This is a genomic window from Alcaligenes sp. HNGD-HTN06 (assembly GCF_049932565.1).
Taxonomy (GTDB): Bacteria; Pseudomonadota; Gammaproteobacteria; order Burkholderiales; family Burkholderiaceae_B; genus Alcaligenes; species Alcaligenes ammonioxydans.
Window position 1 is genome coordinate 1011860 of sequence record NZ_CP187782.1, and the last position, 18558, is coordinate 1030417.

Sequence of the window (18558 nt, forward strand, 5' to 3'; positions counted from 1 at the left end):
GCTGCCCGCCTGCTCAAGCCAGCCCGTGGGGGAAGGGGCTGTTGGTGGTTAGGGCTGCTCCTGATATTGAGCGAGTTTGCTCAACGCCATCAGTAATAGGCAGACCAGGATGCAGGCCAGCAGGTTATAGCTCATGCCTGCTACAAAGGCCGCCACATATTGTTCGGTCTGGGAGGAGGCAAGACCACCTGCGTTTCGGCCCGCAGTAAAGAGCAGGCCAACCACGGCCACCCCTAGCGCTGCCCCAACTTGCTGGATGCTGGAAATCACCCCGGATGCCATGCCTGCCTGAGCCGCTTTGACAAAACCCAGAACCAGATTCAGCAAAGGAGTCATGATCAGGCCTTGGCTGGCGCCCAGAAAAATCAGGACGGGAATCAGGTGAGCGGGTTCCATCCGGGCTCCTGTCCAGGCGACCTGAGCGATCAGCCAGGCAAAGGACAGCGTATAGCCAAGGGCGCCGGCTGTAATCGCACGGGTGCCATAACGGGCGACCAGGCGTGGTGCACCCAGAGACGCAGCCACAAAGCCTGCGCTGGCGGGCGCGAAAATACTGCCCGCCTGAAACGGACTCAGACCCAGGCCGCTTTGCAACAAAAGGACAAAGCAGAGAAAGAACGAGCTGGCCGTGGAATACACCAGCAGGACCAGTAAAGCGCCTAAGGCAAAGCGTGGCTGGGCCAGCAGTTGCATATCCACCAGGGGCGACTGCCCCGCCTGTCGGCGTTTTTCCTGCTGTTTGTAGAAAGCCAGAAGCAAAAGTCCGGAGGCCGCCAGGGCGGCCAGGCTGGATGGGGGCCAGCCGTGCTCTGAGCTTTGGATAAGGGGGATCAGCAGCAGGCTCAGGGCAAGACTGATGAGAACCACGCCCGTGCTGTCCAGCCCCTGGCCCTGGGGCGCACGGGTTTCGGGAATGTAGCGAGCCGCCCCAATCGCCAGCAGACCCACAGGCAGGTTGATCAGAAAGATGCTGCGCCAGCCCAGACCAAACAGGTTGAAATGAACCAGCCATCCTCCCAGCACCTGTCCCGCAATCGCAGCCAGACCCAATGTCATTCCCAACAGACCAAAGGCGCGACGGCTGTTATCACCGTCAAAGTTGACCCGGATGGACGCGTAGACCTGGGGAAAAAGTAGGGCGGCGGCCAGACCCTGCAGCACCCTGGCCAGGATCAGCAAGAAAGCGCTGGGTGCCAGCCCGCATAGTGCCGAGGCTAATGTGAAACCGGCCATGCCAATCTGAAAGAGCCTGCGCCGACCCCATAAATCGCCCAGCCGCCCGCCAGTGATCAGCAGCACCCCAAAGGCTAGTTCATAGCCCGCCACAATAAAACCGATCTGACTAAAGCTTGCTCCCAGCCTGCTTTGCATGTCCGGGATAGCCACATTGACCACGAACAGATCAAAAATGGTCACAAAACCAGCTAGAAGTAAAACGGACAAGCCTAGCCAGGGCGGTGTGTCGGGCGTCGGCGGGGGTGGGGTTTGGCAATAAGAGTTCGAGTTCATGATGCTTGTCTGAATGGAAAACCCGTGTATTCTTGAACTCTTTTTAAACAATTACAATTTAACTGTTTATGCTATTACTTAAAGCAATGGGGTGCTGATTGATGAGGACGCTGGAGCGAACACGCCCGGAGCTGTCTGCCTTTTTGCGCGCATGCCGTGAACGTCTTTTGCCGGAGGAGGTGGGCTTGCCCAGTGGCGGACGGCGCCGCACTCCGGGCTTGCGGCGCGAGGAGGTGGCGGCTTTGGCGGGAGTGGGGCTGACCTGGTACACCTGGTTGGAGCAAGGGCGTGATATTGGCGTATCGGCCAGCTTTCTGGACAATTTGGCCCGTGTTCTGAAACTGGATGCGGCCGAACGCAGACACTTGTTCTTGCTGGCGCATGAGCGCCTGCCTGCCGAGCCAGGAATTACCTGGTGTGTCTTGCCGCCCTTGGTGCGACGCTTGATGCACGACTTGCCGCATCCGGCTTTTGTCTTGAATTTACGCTGGGATGTGCTGGGCTTTAATGCCTTGGCGGATGATCTGCTGGGCTTGGGGGCGTATCCAGATGGGCAGCGCAATCTTCTGTGGCAGATGTTTACGAATCCCGCTTTGCACACCCGCTTTGTCCCTTGGGAATCGCAGGCGCTGGAGATGTTGACCAGTTTTCGTCGCGACTTTGCTCGGGCCACAGACGGAACGGATATTCATGAACTGGCCAATGAGCTCAAACGCGTATCACCGGAGTTCAAGCAGTGGTGGGAGCAACATGATGTGCATTCACCTTGCGGCGCGTTACGCACCGTGCTTGTAGATGGGGAGTTGCGCGAGTTTGAGCAGACCTCGCTCATCATTGATGAGAGTCGTCATTTGCGTATGGTGGTGTATGTGCCGTCTGTGCAGGAAGATTCAGACGACGGGAGCGGCCAGCCTAGGGTTGGATAGGCTTGTGCCGTGTTCCAGCGCACTGGTTCCAGGCGCGAAGTATCGAGCAGCAGGCATCAGTGATAAGGCGACAGGCAAAAAAAATCCCCGCCGATACGGGCGGGGATTGCAGACACTGGCGGTTTAATTAACCCAGCAGGTCTTTCACACCGTCACGTTCTTCCAGCAGTTCGTTCAAGGTGTGGTCCATGCGCTCACGCGAGAAGGCGTCAATTTCCAGGCCTTCCACACGTTTGTACTCGCCGTTTTCGGTGGTGACGGGCACGCCGTAAACGATGCCTTCAGGAATGCCGTAGGAGCCGTCCGAAGGAACGCCCATGGTGACCCATTTGCCGTTCGAGCCCAATACCCAGTCACGCACGTGGTCGATGGCGGCATTGGCAGCCGAAGCCGCCGAGGACAGACCACGGGCTTCGATGATGGCGGCGCCACGTTTGCCCACGGTGGGGATGAAGGTGTCGCGGTTCCAGGCCTGATCGTTGATGATGGCGTCGATCTTCTCACCGTTCACCGTCGCGAAACGGGTGTCAGGGTACATCGTGGGCGAGTGGTTGCCCCAGACGATCAGGTTCTCGATGTCAGCAACGGGCTTGCCGGACTTGGCGGCCAGTTGCGACAGGGCGCGGTTGTGGTCCAGGCGCAGCATGGCGGTGAAGTTCTTGGCTGGCAGATCAGGAGCCGATTTCATGGCGATGTAGGCGTTGGTGTTGGCAGGGTTGCCCACCACCAGAACCTTGACGTCGCGGCTGGCAACTTTGTTCAGGGCGCGACCTTGTGCGGTGAAGATCTGGGCATTGAAGGCCAGCAGGTCTTTACGCTCCATGCCGGGGCCACGTGGACGGGCGCCGACCAGCAGGGCGATATCAACATCTTTGAATGCGCTTTCAGGGTCGCTGTGGGCGGACATGCCTTGCAGCAGGGGGAACGCGCAGTCGTCCAGTTCCATCATGACGCCCTTCAGGGCCTTTTGGGCTTTCTCGTCGGGTAGCTCCAGCAACTGCAGGATCACAGGCTGGTCTTTGCCCAGCATTTCGCCAGAAGCGATGCGAAACAGCAGGGCGTAGCCAATCTGGCCAGCAGCGCCGGTAACGGCGACGCGCATTGCGGGTTTGGACATGAGAGTATGACTCCGTTTTTGGGTTTGAAGACGGTGACGAAAAACACAGTTTAAATCTTTTGCGAGCCGGCGGCCGGCTTGGGAAACGGTTTTTCGCAAGAGGAATAGTCTCTTTTTTCACTGCGCAGACTAGACCAAAACGATAAGGACGTCAAACGTCTTATATCTTATATAAGACATAAGAGCGTTAGACATTCGAGGCCGGTCATGCGAAAATTAGCGCACTGTCTATTTTATGAACAAATGCGTGTTCCCCGCTGTATTTATCGCGCATTTTTTATGAGCCCCATGTCTGAGAACGTGCCGCCGCTACGCACCCAGGAAATCGAAAAATCCGCTCCTAGCGCGGCTTATAGCCCTCTGTATCAACAGATCAAGGCTTTGCTGCTGCAGGGGCTGGATCGTGGCGAGTGGAAGCCTGGCGAGGCCATTCCCAGTGAGCTGGAACTGGCCGCACGTTTTCAGGTCAGCCAGGGGACGGTGCGCAAGGCCATCGATGAGCTGGCCGCCGACAATCTTCTGATTCGCCGTCAAGGAAAAGGCACGTTTGTAGCCACCCACCACGAGGCGCGGGTGCGCTTTCGGTTTTTGCGTCTGGCCCCCGATGACGGCAAGCCGGTCGCCTCACAAAGTCGAATCATCGATGTTCGTCGCATGAAGGCTCCCACGGATGTTGCGGTGCTGCTCGATTTGCGCACGTCCGACATGGTGGTGAACTTGCGCCGGGTCCTCTCCTTTGATCAGGTTCCCACCATTTATGACGATATCTGGTTGCCCGGCTCGGTGTTCAAGGGCCTGACCCTGGACGCCGTCGAGCAGAACAAGGGCCCGATGTATGCCTGGTTCGAGAGCAAGTTTGGCGTGAGCATGGTGCGTGCCGATGAAAAGATTGGCGCGGTCAGCGCCACCGAAGAGGCTGCCTCGGTTCTGCAGGTGGCCGCCGGCTCCCCGCTTTTGTATGTAGAGCGTGTGTCCTACACCTATGGTGACCGACCGATGGAGTTGCGCCGGGGTTTATACCTGACTGAGCGCTTCCATTACCGAAACACACTCAGCTAGTACGGCGGCATACGGTATTTGATACTGCATCGTCGTGTCAAATAGGTGAAAATACCAAGGTTAAAAATTTTATGACTTTTTTTTATCTACTTCGAGGCCATCATGTCTGATACCGCACCCAAGCAGCGTCCGCAGTATCGCAATATCAGCGTGCCGCAGATATTGAGCTACCGCTTGCCCCTGGCCGCAAAATCGTCGATTTTGCATCGTGTCAGCGGCGCATTGCTGTTTCTTTGCCTGCCGCTCGTTCTATTGCCACTGTTCTCTTTGAGCGTGAGCTCTCCAGAGTCCTTCGAGACCATGCGCAGCTATGTCGACAACCCTGTCTGTAAGCTGATTCTTCTGGTGCTGATCTGGGGCTATCTGCACCACTTCTGTGCCGGCATCCGCTATCTGGCACTGGACCTGCACCTGGGTAATGACAAAGAGTCCGCCAAGAAATCGGCCGGCATGGTGTTTGGGGTCAGCCTGGCGCTGACTGTTGTGTTTGGTTTGAAACTGTTTGGGGTGTGGTAATGGCTAATCGTGAGCGCATTGGCGCAAACCGCCTGGTAGTGGGTGCCCACTACGGTACCTTGGACTTTCTGGCACAGCGGGTGACTGCAGTCATCATGGCCATCTACACCTTGGTCATCATTGGCGGCATCCTGTTTAGCAGTGAACTGAATTTCGAGACCTGGCGCGGCCTGTTCTCGTTCACGGTCGGCTCCCTGCCTCTGGGTCAGTTGCTGGCAACCCTGTTTTTCCTGTCGTTGTCCTGGCACGCCTGGATCGGTGTGCGTGACATCTGGATGGACTACGTCAAGCCCGCTGGCCTGCGCTTGTTCCTGCAAGTGTTGACCTTGCTGTGGCTGGTGGCCAGTGTCGTCTTTTTTGCAAAAATTATCTGGAGTCTCTAAACCGTGGCTTCCATCACAAAATCTTTGCCCCGCCGTCAGTTTGACGTAGTGGTGGTCGGTGCCGGTGGCGCCGGTATGCGTTGTTCCCTGCAATTGGCTCAGGCCGGCTTGTCCGTGGCTGTGCTCAGCAAGGTGTTCCCAACCCGCTCCCACACGGTGGCCGCCCAAGGTGGCGTCAGTGCCTCCCTGGGTAACATGAGCGAGGACCATTGGTACTGGCACATGTACGACACCGTCAAGGGTTCGGACTGGCTGGGTGACCAGGACGCCATCGAATTCATGTGCCGTGAAGCGCCGCACGCAGTGTACGAGCTCGAGCACTTTGGCATGCCTTTTGACCGCAACCAGGACGGTACGATTTACCAGCGTCCATTTGGTGGTCACACCGCCAACTTTGGTGAAAAACCTGTCCAGCGCGCCTGTGCGGCAGCTGACCGTACCGGTCACGCCATGTTGCACACGCTGTACCAGCGTAACGTTGCTGCCCGCACCCAGTTCTTCGTGGAGTGGATGGCACTGGATCTGCTGCGTAACGAAGCGGGCGACGTCCTGGGCGTGACTGCCCTGGAAATGGAAACCGGCGAAATCTACGTTCTGGAAGGCAAGCGCGTGGTGCTGGCTACCGGTGGTGCAGGCCGTATCTGGGCTGCGTCCACCAACGCCTTCATCAACACGGGTGACGGTCTGGGTATGGCCGCTCGTGCAGGTCTGCCTTTGCAGGACATGGAGTTCTGGCAATTCCACCCCACCGGCGTGGCCGGTGCCGGCGTGCTGATTACCGAGGGCGTGCGCGGTGAAGGCGGAATCCTGTTGAACAAGGACGGCGAGCGCTTCATGGAGCGTTACGCTCCTACCCTGAAAGATCTGGCCCCTCGTGACTTCGTGTCCCGTTCCATGGACCAGGAAATCAAGGAAGGTCGCGGTTGTGGCGACGGCAGCTACGTGGTGCTGAAGCTGGATCACCTGGGTGCCGACGTCATCAAGAAACGTCTGCCCTCGATTCGCGAGATCGCCATCAAGTTCGGTAACGTCGACCCGATCAAGGACCCGATCCCCGTGGTTCCCACCATCCACTACCAGATGGGCGGTATCCCCACGAACTACTACGGTCAGGTGGTGACGCAAACCCCGACCGGCGAGAGCAAGATCGTCAACGGTCTGTACGCGATCGGTGAGTGTGCGGCCACGTCCGTACACGGTGCCAACCGTCTGGGTACAAACTCGCTGCTGGACCTGATCGTGTTCGGTCGCGCTGCCGGCAACCACATTGTGGACTCGCACCCCGAGAAAGATCACGCTCACCAGGAAATCAACGAGTCCTCCATCGAGTTCTCGCTGGACCGCGTCAATCGTCTGGAGTCCCGTACCTCGGGCGAAAAGGCTCAGGATGTGGGCAACAAGATTCGCGTGGCCATGCAGGCTCACTGTGGCGTGTTCCGTACCCTGGATCTGCTGCACAAGGGCGTCGACCAGATCGAATCCCTGGTTCCCGAAGTCAAGGATATTTACTTCAAAGACAAGTCCAAAGTCTTCAATACCGCCCGTATTGAGGCGCTGGAAGTGGCCAACATGATCGAAGTGGCTCGTGCCACGACCAAGTCGGCCGCCAATCGTACGGAAAGTCGCGGCGCTCATGCCCTGAACGACCACCCGGAGCGTGACGACGAGAACTGGCTGCGTCACACCTTGTGGTTCTCGGAAGGCAGCCGTCTGGAGTACAAGCCTGTCCAGATGAAACCGCTGACAGCCGAAACGATTCCGCCCAAGGCCCGGACTTTCTAAGCAGGATACTGACATGAGCCAAAAACGTAAGGTCAAATTTGAAATCTACCGCTACGATCCTGACAAGGACGAGCGTCCCTACATGCAAAAGATCGAAGTCGAGTTGGAACCTACCGACAAGATGCTGCTCGATGCGATCTTGCGCATTAAGAACGATATGGACGACAGCCTGGCGTTGCGTCGTTCCTGCCGCGAAGGTGTGTGCGGTTCCGATGCCATGAACATCAATGGCAAGAACGGTCTGGCCTGCACGACCAATATGCGCGACCTGAAAGAACCTGTGGTCCTGCGCCCATTGCCAGGTCTGCCGGTTATCCGTGACCTGATCGTGGACATGACCCACTTCTTCGATCAGTACCATTCGGTCAAGCCCTTCCTGATCAACGATGCGCCTCCTCCTGAGAAAGAGCGTCTGCAAACGCCTGAAGCTCGTGAGGAACTCGATGGTCTGTACGAGTGCATTCTGTGTGCCTGCTGCTCGACCTCTTGCCCCTCGTTCTGGTGGAACCCCGACAAGTTCGTCGGTCCTGCCGGTTTGTTGCAAGCCTATCGTTTCATTGCCGACTCGCGTGACGAGGCTACTGGCGAGCGTCTGGATAATCTGGAAGATCCTTACCGCTTGTTCCGTTGCCACACGATCATGAACTGTACGGATGTCTGTCCAAAAGGACTGAATCCCTCGCATGCCATCGGCAAGATCAAAGAAATGCTGGTGCGTCGCAGTATCTAAAAAGGTGGGTATGTACCGATGAGAACATTGACGGAATTGGAGCGTGCGCGTCTGCGTTGGCGTGCGCGCCGGGGCTTGCTTGAAAACGACTTGATGATCACCCGTTTTCTGGATCAATACGAAAACGAGCTGACTGATCAGGACGTCTCGGCCCTGACCCGTTTGTTCGAAATGGACGATACAGTTTTGCTGGATGTCCTTCTGGCTCGCTCCGAGCCGGAAGGGCAATATGCCACCCCGGACATTCAGCGACTAGTAGACATTATGCGAAAGCTATAACCATTGAGGAAAAAAGTGATGGAATTGTCAGAAAAAAAAGCCACGCTATCCTTCTCCGACGGTAGCCCTTCGGTTGAGTTCCCTGTACACAAGGGCACCGTAGGTCCGGACGTGATCGATATCCGTAAGCTCTACGGTCAGACAGGTATGTTTACCTATGACCCCGGCTTTATGGCGACGGCGGCGTGCGAATCGGGCATCACCTACATCGACGGCGACAAGGGCCAGTTGATGTACCGTGGTTACCCTATCGACCAGTTGGCACAAAAGTGCGATTTCATGGATGTGTGCTACCTGATCCTGAACGGCGAGCTGCCTAACGCCGAGCAGAAACAGGAGTTCGACTCCCTGGTGACGAACCACACCATGGTTCAGGAACAGATGCAGCACTTCCTGCGTGGCTTCCGTCCGGACGCTCACCCCATGGCAATACTGACTGGCCTGGTCGGTGCCTTGTCGGCGTTCTACCATGATTCCACGGACATCACGAATCCTCATCACCGCCATGTGTCGGCTATTCGCTTGATCGCCAAGCTGCCAACGCTGGTTGCGATGGCGTACAAGTATTCTTTGGGACAGCCATTCATCTATCCCAAGAATGATTTGTCCTACACCGGCAACTTCTTGCGCATGATGTTCGCCACCCCTTGCGAAGACTACAAGGTCAACGAAGTGGTTGAGCGCGCTTTGGATCGTATCTTCATCCTGCATGCAGATCACGAGCAGAACGCCTCGACTTCCACCGTTCGTCTGTGCGGCTCGTCGGGTACCAATCCTTTCGCTGCGATCGCTGCGGGCGTTGCCTGCTTGTGGGGTCCTGCTCACGGTGGTGCAAACGAAGCGTGCCTGAACATGCTGGAAGAGTTGCAAGCCAACGGCGGCATCGACAAGGTTGGCGAGTTCATGGAGAAGGTCAAGGACAAGAACTCGGGCGTGCGCCTGATGGGTTTTGGTCACCGTGTCTACAAGAACTACGATCCACGCGCCAAGCTGATGCAGGAAACCTGCAAGGAAGTTCTGGAAGCCCTGGGCCTGGAGAACGATCCTCTGTTCAAACTGGCCATGGAACTGGAGCGCATCGCTCTGGAAGATCCTTACTTTGTCGAGCGCAAACTGTACCCCAACGTGGACTTCTACTCGGGTATCGTTCAGCGTGCTATTGGCATTCCAACCTCCCTGTTTACCGCTATCTTCGCCCTGGCTCGTACCGTAGGCTGGATTGCGCAGTGGAACGAAATGCTGTCCGATCCTGATTACAAGATCGGCCGTCCACGTCAGTTGTATGTGGGCCCAACCCAGCGCGATGTACCTGCTCAGCGTTAATTCTTGCGGGACCGGGTACCTGGGGCTTGCCCCGGGTGTAGATCTGGCCCGCAGCGCTATTGGGCAGTAACCATAGCGAGAACGCTAAGTGCACCACATGGTGCACTTTTTTTTTGCTTTTTTCCTTTGTAAACAGTCCGATTTCAGACGCGCGAGTGGATACGGGTGCGTGAGTCAGCTGCACTCACGGTGGAGAGAGAGGGTTACTAAAGCGAAAGATGCGTTGCTCACGTGCTTTGTTTTCTTCTGACAGCCGGACTTTTGCCTGGACGTGATCAAGGTGATGGCCAATCAGCTCGCGTGCCCGGTCTGCGTCCCCGTTCAGAATCGCCTTCATCACTCCCTCATGCTGTTCAGTCAGAATCTCGACTTCACGGGCATTGTCGAACTCGAACATGGCCCGTCGGTTCTCTTTCACTGTCGAGAACACCAGCTGGAATAAACCGTTCATCAGTTGCAGCAGTACGACATTATGCGAGGCCATGGCAATGGCCAGATGAAATTGCGCGTCGGCGCGCGCCGAGAGATCTGCATCCTGATTCTGCTGGTGACGGACCATGACCTGAAAACAGTGCTCAATGCGTTTTTTGTCCGCCTCTGTCGCCCGGTGCGCTGCATGCCAGGCCGTGCTGGCCTCCAGGGCGCGGCGCGCCTCCAGGACATCGTAGCGGTACAGCGGGTCTTCATGGAGCAACTCTTCCAGGGGCGCAATGCTTTGGGCCGGCCAGTTCATCAGATCGCTATCCTGAACGTAGGTACCGCCGCCGCGGCGGGTCACCAGCAGGCCTTCAGAGCACAGGGAGCGCAAGGCTTCCCGTATGGGCACGCGCGAGACCTCCAGTTGCTCGGCCAATTGACGCTCGGAGGGGATGCGGTCCCCCGGCTGCAAATGTTTCTCCTGAATCAGCTGACGAATTTTCTCTGCAACCTGGTCTGACAGGCGCGAGCGGGATTGCTTGGTCATGGGAGAGGCTTTCTCGGATATTGGTATTACCACTTTATTTGATTTCACAGGATTTTGGTGAGGGTAGGGGCCAAACTAGTCAGGGTTTGTGCTGGTAATACAAAGGTGGTAATACCGCTATGATGCTCAAAAATACAAAACGGGAAGCGGCCTTTCTGCCCGAAGATCTGTTTCATGCTGGTCTTTTGTCCTTTAACAGAAGTGCTTCCTGCGTACATGTAGTCACACAAAGGAGAATCCGGGATGAGTCTTTTATACACCTTGTTGGCCCTGACGCCATTGCTGGTCGTCTTTCTATTGATGGTGGTGATGGGACGATCAGCCAAGTTGTCGATGGGGGCCGCTTATCTGGTGACGGTTCTACTTGCCTTGTTTGTCTGGGGTAGCCAGACCGCGGTGATTGCAGCCGCTACCGTCAACGGGATTGTGACCGCCTTGACCTTGCTGTTCATTGTATTTGGAGCTGTTCTGCTTTTGAATACGCTCAAGGTGGGCGGTGCCTTGAAAGCGATTCGGCAGGGCTTTATGGATGTGTCGCCCGACCGTCGCATTCAGGTCATTATTGTGGCCTGGCTGTTTGGCTCCCTGATCGAAGGCTCCTCTGGGTTTGGCACGCCATCCGCGGTAGGGGCGCCCTTACTGCTGGCGCTGGGCTTTCCGGCCATGGCTGCCGTCATGTCCGTACTCATCATTCAGTCCACGCCGGTGTCCTTTGGCGCAGTCGGCACGCCTATGCTGGTCGGTGTGCGTTCGGGCATTGATAACAAAGCTGACGTGGCCGCTGCCATTGCGCCCATGCAGCCGATGGAGTATTTGCAGCAGATTGTCGAGAATGTGGCTCTGATCCATGCTCTGACCGGTTTTGTGATTCCCTTATTGCTCTGCGGTCTGCTGACCCGTTTCTTTGGTGAGCGCCGCTCCTTTGCCGAAGGGCTGGGTGCATGGAAGTTTGCTCTGTTTGCGGGTCTGGCCTTCACGGTTCCTTATTATTTGATCGCCGTCATTCTGGGGCCCGAGTTTCCGTCGATGTTGGGCGCGATGGTGGGATTGGTGCTGAGCGTGACAGCGGCGCGGAAAGGATGGTTTGCGCCACGTAAGACATTTGATTTTCCCGATCGCAGTCAATGGCCTTCTCATTGGCTGGGCACGGTTGCCATGGACAATACGGAGGCGCCGCAACGATTTTCCGTTTTGAGGGCGTTCTCGCCCTATGTGCTGGTGGTCTTGCTGCTGATCGTTACCCGCACTTTTCCTGCCGTTAAGGCCTGGCTTACCGGTCCGTCCGCGACCATCAGAATTGAAGGCATTTTCGGCACGGGTATTTCCACATCGGCGCAATTGTTGTTCTCACCGGGGGCAATCCTGATTGTGGTGTCCTTGGCATGTATCGCCATCTTCCGCATGAGTGGCCAGCAGTACGTGGTGGGGGTCAAAGACTCGCTGCGCACCATGGGTAGTGCAGCGCCTGCCTTGTTGCTGGCCGTGCCTATGGTTCAGGTGTTCATCAACTCGGCTGCGGCAGATGGTTCTATCGCCAGCATGCCTCTGGTGCTGGCGCAAGGAGCGGCCACCGCGGTAGGGCATGCATGGCCCGGTGTTTCGCCCTGGGTGGGCAGCTTGGGCGCATTTATTGCAGGCTCCAATACCGTGAGCAACATGATGTTCTCCTACTTCCAGTTCTCTACGGCACAGCAGATTGGTTTGAATATCGACCAGTCCGCTGTTGTGGTTGCATTGCAGGCAGTCGGTGGGGCCGCCGGGAACATGATTTGTGTTCATAACGTGGTCGCCGCCGGGGCGGTAGTCGGCATGCTGGGCCGTGAGGGGGAAATTGTCCGCAAAACCCTGATCCCCATGGTGTATTACGTCATTCAGGCAGGGCTGATTGGCCAGGCCTTGATTACCGGGGCGATGGGTTGGTGGATTGCCGCTGCCATTTTCCTGGCACTGACCATTGGTGGCTTGAGTTTGTCTCGTGGACGGCAGATGACTCCTGCTATGGCTTGAGAGCTCTGTCCTCCCCCCCCCCTCTGGGGGGGGGCAGGGCGGCAGCACGGTAAGTCCCTTTGAGTGGGGAGCAGCATTTTCTGTTGCGTGCCGTGTCTTTTGAAGCAGTGGATGAATTGCCTGCAGACACGGGTTTCTGGCCTAGCCTGTAAGCCTTGTTGAGGACAGCGTCTGTTTTGATCGTTTTCAGTCCAGCGACACTCCAAAAAAAACCGGATGCGGCTTAAAGCGGCATCCGGTTTTCAGTTAGCTAAACAGGTTTAGCTGTTTTGCTGAGCTTCTTGCTGAGCATCTACAACAGCCAGAGCGGTCATGTTGATGATGCGACGCACCGTGGCGCTGGTGGTCAGGATGTGGATGGGGCGAGCCGCACCCAGCAGGATGGGGCCCATGGCCACACCGTTGCTGCCTGTCATCTTCAGCATGTTGTACGTGATGTTGCCGGCGTCCAGGTTAGGAGTGATCAGCAAGTTGGCCGAACCGCGCAGCGTGCTGTCGGGGAAGGCTTTCAGGCGGATCTTCTCGGACAGGGCGGAGTCAGCGTGCATTTCGCCGTCCACTTCCAGGTCAGGAGCGCGCTCAGCCAGGATCTGACGAGCCTTGGCCATCTTGCGCGAGGACTCGGTCTGGCGGCTGCCAAAGTTCGAGTGCGACAAGAGGGCAACGCGAGGCACTACGCCAAAACGACGAACTTCCTCGGCGGCCTGGATCGTCATGTCGGCGACCTGTTCGGCGGTGGGGTTCTCGTTGACGTGGGTGTCGCACACAAACAGAGTCTGTGTCGGCAGCATCAGCACATTCATGGCGGCAAAAGTCTGGGCTTCTTTCTTCAGGCCAATGACTTGCTCGACATAATTGAGCTGACTGTCGTAGTTGCTGGCCACACCGCAGATCATGCCGTCCGCGTCGCCCCGTTGCAGCAGCATCACGCCGATCAGCGAGTTGTGCTTGCGGATCATGGCTTTGGCGATGTCCGGCGTGACGCCTTCACGTGCCTTGAGCTTGTAGTAGGCGGTCCAGGTTTCGGTGAAGCGATCGTCGTCTTCAGGATCAACGATTTGCACGTTCTTGCCGGCTTCCAGACGCAGACCCGCTTTCTTGACGCGCATGTCGATGACGCTGGGGCGGCCAACCAGAATAGGCTGAGCCAGCTTTTCGTCCACCACGGTTTGGACAGCACGCAGGACGCGCTCGTCTTCACCGTCAGCGTAAATGATGCGCTTGGGCGCAGCCTTGGCCTGCATGTACAACGGACGCATCAGCGGGCCGGTGTGGTAGGTCATGGCGATCAGCTTCTGACGGTAGGCGTCCATGTCTTCGATGGGGCGGGCGGCAACGCCAGAATCCATCGCAGCCTGGGCCACGGCCGGAGCGATCTGAACAATCAGACGGGAATCAAACGGCTTGGGAATGATGTACTCAGGCCCGAAGCGCAGATCTTCGCCGCCATACGCGGTGGCCATGTCGTCGCTTTGCTCGACCTGGGCCAGTTCGGCAATGGCTTTCACGCAAGCCAGCTTCATCTCTTCGTTGATCACGCTGGCACCAACGTCCAGGGCGCCACGGAAGATGAAGGGGAAGCACAATACGTTGTTGACCTGGTTCGGGTAGTCCGAGCGGCCGGTGGCGATGATGCAGTCAGGGCGGGCAGCCTTGGCCACTTCAGGGCGGATCTCGGGCTCGGGGTTGGCCAGCGCCAGAATCAGGGGCTTGTCGGCCATGGTCTTGACCATGTCGGCAGACAGCACGCCAGGGGCCGAGCAACCCAGGAACACATCAGCGCCCACCATGGCGTCAGCCAGTGTGCGGGCGTCGGTTTCCTGAGCGTAGCGAGCCTTGTTGGGCTCCATGTTCTCGTCACGACCTTTCCAGATGATGCCGCGCGAGTCAGCTACGAAGATGTTGCTCAGCTTCACGCCCAGGGCAACCAGCAAGTCCAGGCAGGCAATGGCGGCAGCGCCCGCGCCCGAACAAACCAGCTTGATGTCGGCGATGTTCTTGTTGACGACTTTCAGGCCGTTCAGAACAGCGGAGGACGAAATGATGGCAGTGCCGTGCTGGTCATCATGGAACACGGGGATGCTCATGCGCTCGCGCAGCTTCTTTTCAATATAGAAGCACTCGGGGGCCTTGATGTCTTCCAGGTTCACCCCACCCAAAGTGGGTTCCAGCGCAGCAATGATGTCGACCAGCTTGTCGGGATCAGTTTCGTTCAATTCGATATCGAATACATCGATGCCAGCGAATTTCTTGAACAGGCAGCCTTTGCCTTCCATGACGGGCTTGGCGGCCAGAGGGCCGATATTGCCCAGGCCCAGTACCGCTGTCCCATTGGTGACCACGGCGACCAGGTTGGCGCGCGAGGTGTACTTGGCGGCGGCTTCTTCGCCTTCGGCGTGGATGGCCATGCAAGCAGATGCGACGCCGGGGGAGTAGGCTAGCGAGAGGTCATCTTGATTGGCTAGGGTCTTGGTAGGGACCACCGAGATTTTCCCGGGAGTGGGATACGCGTGATAGTCCAGCGCAAGTTTGGCCAGATCGGCGTTGGCATCCATTTTGGTAAAGCTCCTGATAGGATTTTCTAGTGTAAAAGTGAATCTAATTTATAAGAAATACAGACACCAGGTAGGTGCTGATTTGTTATAGGCAGCATATGTCATGGCAACGCTTGTTGCCTGCCTCAAGGTGACCAAGGGCAGGCTGGGCTCGGTTTGGTGGAAAAGAGGCCGGCGACGCGCGTACTTGCTGCACCCGTTTAGCATATCGGAATTTTTCCATCATGTGGGGCAGGCAAGGGGCGTCAATCATGATTTGGCGCGCTTCTTTTGTAAGAATCCGTCCGCGTGATAGATCGATGTGTTTGTTAATGCCAACGGTCTGGTGCAGTCCCCAAGCATTTTAGATGTCATTAATTGCGCCTTTTGTGTGCGGCGTTATACTAGATCAATACGGCTTGTATAAGGCGTCCCACGTTGCCTTCTGCTCCTGCTATCCGCTAACCGGCGAGGTCCGTGTCGCGGAAGGTTTTCCTGCATCTCAACACGAGTGAAACACTCGGATAGGTGAAGCGTAATAATGTCATCGCAAAAAGAACTGCTCAATAACTCTTATCTGTTCGGGAGCAATGCTCCTTACGTCGAAGAACTCTACGAGTCCTACCTCGACAATCCGGGCTCCGTCGCCGACCAATGGCGCGAGTACTTCGATCAACTGCAGCATCAGCCAGCTACTGACGGCCGCGACAGCACCCGCGATCAAGCGCACGCGCCTATCGTCGAGTCCTTCGCGCAACGTGCCAAAGCCAATGCCTTCCTGACCAGCGCGCAGGCACCGGATCTGACCGTTGCCATGAAGCAAGTGTCCATCCAGTCCATGATCGCGGCTTATCGCTCCCTGGGCGCACGCATTGCTGATCTGGACCCCCTGAAGCGTTCGGAACGTCCCAACATTCCCGAGCTGGACCCTGCTTTTTACGGCTTGACCGAAGCAGATCTGGATCAGGTCTACTCCGCCACCAACACCTACTTCACCAAAGCCGACACCATGACGCTGCGCGACATGCTCAAGGCCTTGCGTGATACGTATTCCCGTTCGGTGGGCGCAGAATTCATGTATATCTCCGACCCGGTCGTCAAGCGCTGGATTCAGCAGCGTCTGGAGTCGGTGCACGGCACAGGTTCTTTCAGCGTTGAGCAAAAACGCAACATCTTGCAGCAGTTGACCGAAGCCGAAGGCCTGGAGCGCTTCCTGCACACCAAATACGTCGGCCAGAAACGCTTCTCCCTGGAAGGTGGCGAGAGCTTCATCGCATGTATGGATGAAGTCATCAATCACGCAGGCGAGAACGGCGTTCAGGAAATCATCGTGGGCATGGCCCACCGTGGTCGTCTGAACATGCTGGTCAACATCATGGGCAAGATGCCCGGCGACCTGTTTGCCGAATTTGAAGGTCGTCACGCTGAAGGTCTGACCGACGGCGACGTGAAATACCACAACGGTTTCTCCAGCGACCTGTCCACCCGCGGCGGTCCAGTACACCTGTCTCTGGCTTTTAACCCCTCTCACCTGGAAATTGTTAATCCGGTGGTCGAGGGCTCGGTGCGCGCACGTCAGGATCGTCGCAGCGACGAGGACGGCAGTCAGGTTCTGCCCGTACTGGTTCACGGTGATGCGGCGTTTGCCGGTCAGGGCGTTGTCATGGAAACACTGAACCTGGCCCAGACCCGTGGTTACGGTACCGGTGGCACCCTGCACATCGTTATTAACAACCAGATTGGTTTCACGACGTCTGACCCACGCGATACACGCTCCACACTGTATTGCACCGACGTGGTCAAGATGATTGAGGCCCCTGTTTTCCACGTTAACGGTGATGACCCCGAAGCCGTGGTGTTCGTCACTCAGCTGGCACTGGATTTCCGTCGCGAGTTCAAGCACGACGTGGTGATTGACATCGTTTGCTTCCGCAAACTGGGCCACAACGAGCAAGATACGCCCTCGATGACCCAGCCGCTGATGTACAAGAAAATTGGTCAGCACAATGGCACGCGCAAGCTGTACGCCGACAAGCTGGTTGCGCAGGGTGTGTTGTCCGAGAACGAGCCCGAAGATCTGGTTAAAGCCTACCGTCAATTGATGGAAGACGGCAAACGGACGGTGGAACCGGTTCTTACCGATTACAAGAACAAGTACGCTACGGACTGGTCTGCATTCTTGGGCGCAAAATGGACAGACCATGCGGATACCGCACTGCCCATGTCCGAGCTGACCCGCATCGGCGAAAAACTGACCACTGTGCCCGAGGGCTTTACCGTTCACCCGCTGGTCAACCGCATGCTGAACGACCGTCGTGCCATGGCACGGGGCGAGGCACAGGTTGACTGGGGCATGGGCGAACACTTGGCCTTTGCCACCCTGGTCAACAATGGCTATGCCATCCGTATCACCGGTCAGGACTCGGGTCGTGGCACGTTCACGCACCGTCACGCCGTGCTGCACGATCAAAAACGTGAGCGCTGGAACGACGGCACTTATATTCCTTTGCAGAATGTCTCCGAGGGCCAGGCGTCCTTTACGGTGATCGACTCGGTTCTGTCCGAAGAAGCCGTGTTGGCGTTTGAGTATGGCTATGCTTCGGCAGAACCCAATATCCTGACCATCTGGGAAGCCCAGTTCGGTGACTTCGCCAACGGCGCTCAGGTAGTGATCGACCAGTTCATTACCTCGGGTGAAGCCAAGTGGGGCCGTCATTGCGGTCTGACCTTGATGTTGCCACACGGTTATGAAGGTCAGGGTCCGGAGCACTCTTCGGCTCGTATCGAGCGCTTCCTGCAACTGTGTGCAGACAACAATATTCAGGTTGTCCAGCCTACCAATGGCGCCCAGATCTTCCACGTTCTGCGTCGTCAGATGATTCGTCCTTTCCGCAAGCCCTTGGTCATCATGACGCCCAAGTCCTTGCTGCGTAACAAAGACGCCACGTCGCCACTGAGCGATCTGGCTGAAGGCCACTTCATGCCTGTGATCGGTGAAACGGATCAGGCCATTGATTCAGCCGCTGTCAAGCGCGTTCTGGTGTGTTCGGGCAAGATCTACTATGACCTGGTCAACACCCGTAAGGAACAAGAGCGCAGCGACATTGCCATTATCCGTGTGGAGCAGTTGTACCCCTTTGCTCACAAGGCCTTCCAGGCAGAGCTGTCCAAGTACAGCAACGCCAAGGAAGTGATCTGGGTTCAGGACGAGCCTCAAAACCAGGGTGCCTGGTTCTACGTTCAGCATCACATCTACGAGAACATGAGCGAAGGTCAGAAATTGGGTTACGCCGGCCGCGCCGCGTCCGCTTCGCCCGCCGTAGGCTACCTGGCCAAGCACCAGGAACAGCACAAGGCGCTGCTGGAGCAGGCTTTCGGCGCTCGCAAAGGCTTCATGCTGACCAAATAACGCACCCCAAATTTTAAATA

At 57.0% G+C, this 18558-nt stretch carries 14 protein-coding genes; 10 read left to right on the plus strand and 4 right to left on the minus strand.

Going from position 1 to position 18558, the window contains the following annotated elements; translation table 11 throughout:
• Nucleotides 1-48: 48 nt before the first annotated feature.
• On the minus strand, nt 49-1509 hold the full coding sequence (locus tag ACOZ42_RS04660; protein WP_426345601.1) for an MFS transporter: 1461 nt from the start codon (nt 1507-1509) through the stop codon (nt 49-51).
• A gap of 101 nt (nt 1510-1610) precedes the next feature.
• Here ACOZ42_RS04660 and ACOZ42_RS04665 point away from each other — a divergent pair, with 101 nt between their 5' ends.
• Entirely contained in the window at nt 1611-2435 is an 825-nt protein-coding gene (locus ACOZ42_RS04665) for a helix-turn-helix transcriptional regulator (RefSeq protein ID WP_003802542.1), read from the plus strand.
• A 127-nt stretch (nt 2436-2562) separates the two neighbouring features.
• Here ACOZ42_RS04665 and ACOZ42_RS04670 read toward each other — a convergent pair whose 3' ends face one another.
• Entirely contained in the window at nt 2563-3552 is a 990-nt protein-coding gene (locus tag ACOZ42_RS04670) for a malate dehydrogenase (RefSeq protein ID WP_003802540.1), read from the minus strand.
• Nucleotides 3553-3831: 279 nt separating this feature from the next.
• Between ACOZ42_RS04670 and ACOZ42_RS04675 the strand changes: the two genes are divergently transcribed.
• The 7 genes from ACOZ42_RS04675 (at nt 3832) to gltA (ending at nt 9624) form a co-directional block, all read left to right on the plus strand.
• Nucleotides 3832-4611, plus strand: a complete 780-nt coding sequence (locus ACOZ42_RS04675; protein WP_003802538.1) for a GntR family transcriptional regulator — start codon at nt 3832-3834, stop codon at nt 4609-4611.
• 102 nt (nt 4612-4713) lie between these two features.
• Nucleotides 4714-5127 (plus strand): succinate dehydrogenase, cytochrome b556 subunit, encoded by a 414-nt coding sequence (gene sdhC, locus ACOZ42_RS04680; protein WP_003802537.1) that lies wholly within the window; start codon nt 4714-4716, stop codon nt 5125-5127.
• A complete protein-coding gene (sdhD, locus tag ACOZ42_RS04685) occupies nt 5127-5510 on the plus strand; it encodes a succinate dehydrogenase, hydrophobic membrane anchor protein (protein ID WP_003802535.1) in 384 nt (127 codons plus the stop codon). Before sdhC ends, sdhD begins: the two co-directional genes overlap by 1 nt.
• A 3-nt stretch (nt 5511-5513) precedes the next feature.
• A complete protein-coding gene (gene sdhA, locus ACOZ42_RS04690; RefSeq protein WP_003802531.1) occupies nt 5514-7292 on the plus strand; it encodes a succinate dehydrogenase flavoprotein subunit in 1779 nt (592 codons plus the stop codon).
• A 13-nt stretch (nt 7293-7305) separates the two neighbouring features.
• Nucleotides 7306-8022 carry a succinate dehydrogenase iron-sulfur subunit gene (locus tag ACOZ42_RS04695; protein WP_003802530.1) on the plus strand — a complete coding sequence of 239 codons (717 nt, stop codon included), beginning with the start codon at nt 7306-7308 and terminating at the stop codon, nt 8020-8022.
• Nucleotides 8023-8040: 18 nt separating this feature from the next.
• Nucleotides 8041-8301, plus strand: a complete 261-nt coding sequence (locus ACOZ42_RS04700) for a succinate dehydrogenase assembly factor 2 (RefSeq protein WP_003802528.1) — start codon at nt 8041-8043, stop codon at nt 8299-8301.
• Nucleotides 8302-8319: 18 nt separating this feature from the next.
• Complete coding sequence (gltA, locus tag ACOZ42_RS04705; RefSeq protein ID WP_039943520.1) at nt 8320-9624, plus strand: citrate synthase; 1305 nt, start codon at nt 8320-8322, stop codon at nt 9622-9624.
• A 184-nt stretch (nt 9625-9808) separates the two neighbouring features.
• Here gltA and lldR read toward each other — a convergent pair whose 3' ends face one another.
• Nucleotides 9809-10588 carry a transcriptional regulator LldR gene (gene lldR / locus ACOZ42_RS04710; RefSeq protein ID WP_426345602.1) on the minus strand — a complete coding sequence of 260 codons (780 nt, stop codon included), beginning with the start codon at nt 10586-10588 and terminating at the stop codon, nt 9809-9811.
• Between the two features lie 243 nt (nt 10589-10831).
• Here lldR and ACOZ42_RS04715 point away from each other — a divergent pair, with 243 nt between their 5' ends.
• Entirely contained in the window at nt 10832-12595 is a 1764-nt protein-coding gene (locus ACOZ42_RS04715; protein WP_426345603.1) for an L-lactate permease, read from the plus strand.
• Nucleotides 12596-12855: 260 nt separating this feature from the next.
• On the opposite strand, the gene ACOZ42_RS04720 is transcribed toward ACOZ42_RS04715, so the two are convergent.
• On the minus strand, nt 12856-15150 hold the full coding sequence (locus ACOZ42_RS04720) for an NADP-dependent malic enzyme (RefSeq protein WP_003802519.1): 2295 nt from the start codon (nt 15148-15150) through the stop codon (nt 12856-12858).
• 520 nt (nt 15151-15670) lie between these two features.
• Here ACOZ42_RS04720 and ACOZ42_RS04725 point away from each other — a divergent pair.
• Nucleotides 15671-18538: a 2-oxoglutarate dehydrogenase E1 component gene (locus ACOZ42_RS04725; protein WP_426345604.1), complete on the plus strand. Its 2868-nt coding sequence runs from the start codon at nt 15671-15673 to the stop codon at nt 18536-18538.
• Nucleotides 18539-18558: the final 20 nt, after the last annotated feature.

What these genes read in the sequence shown, in the direction of transcription:
- ACOZ42_RS04660 (WP_426345601.1), bottom strand. Translation starts at nt 1,509, where the DNA reads ATGAACTCGAACTCTTATTGCCAAACCCCACCCCCGCCGACGCCCGAC.
- ACOZ42_RS04665 (WP_003802542.1), top strand. Translation starts at nt 1,611, where the DNA reads ATGAGGACGCTGGAGCGAACACGCCCGGAGCTGTCTGCCTTTTTGCGC.
- ACOZ42_RS04670 (WP_003802540.1), bottom strand. Translation starts at nt 3,552, where the DNA reads ATGTCCAAACCCGCAATGCGCGTCGCCGTTACCGGCGCTGCTGGCCAG.
- ACOZ42_RS04675 (WP_003802538.1), top strand. Translation starts at nt 3,832, where the DNA reads ATGAGCCCCATGTCTGAGAACGTGCCGCCGCTACGCACCCAGGAAATC.
- sdhC (WP_003802537.1), top strand. Translation starts at nt 4,714, where the DNA reads ATGTCTGATACCGCACCCAAGCAGCGTCCGCAGTATCGCAATATCAGC.
- sdhD (WP_003802535.1), top strand. Translation starts at nt 5,127, where the DNA reads ATGGCTAATCGTGAGCGCATTGGCGCAAACCGCCTGGTAGTGGGTGCC.
- ACOZ42_RS04695 (WP_003802530.1), top strand. Translation starts at nt 7,306, where the DNA reads ATGAGCCAAAAACGTAAGGTCAAATTTGAAATCTACCGCTACGATCCT.
- ACOZ42_RS04700 (WP_003802528.1), top strand. Translation starts at nt 8,041, where the DNA reads ATGAGAACATTGACGGAATTGGAGCGTGCGCGTCTGCGTTGGCGTGCG.
- gltA (WP_039943520.1), top strand. Translation starts at nt 8,320, where the DNA reads ATGGAATTGTCAGAAAAAAAAGCCACGCTATCCTTCTCCGACGGTAGC.
- lldR (WP_426345602.1), bottom strand. Translation starts at nt 10,588, where the DNA reads ATGACCAAGCAATCCCGCTCGCGCCTGTCAGACCAGGTTGCAGAGAAA.
- ACOZ42_RS04715 (WP_426345603.1), top strand. Translation starts at nt 10,832, where the DNA reads ATGAGTCTTTTATACACCTTGTTGGCCCTGACGCCATTGCTGGTCGTC.
- ACOZ42_RS04720 (WP_003802519.1), bottom strand. Translation starts at nt 15,150, where the DNA reads ATGGATGCCAACGCCGATCTGGCCAAACTTGCGCTGGACTATCACGCG.
- ACOZ42_RS04725 (WP_426345604.1), top strand. Translation starts at nt 15,671, where the DNA reads ATGTCATCGCAAAAAGAACTGCTCAATAACTCTTATCTGTTCGGGAGC.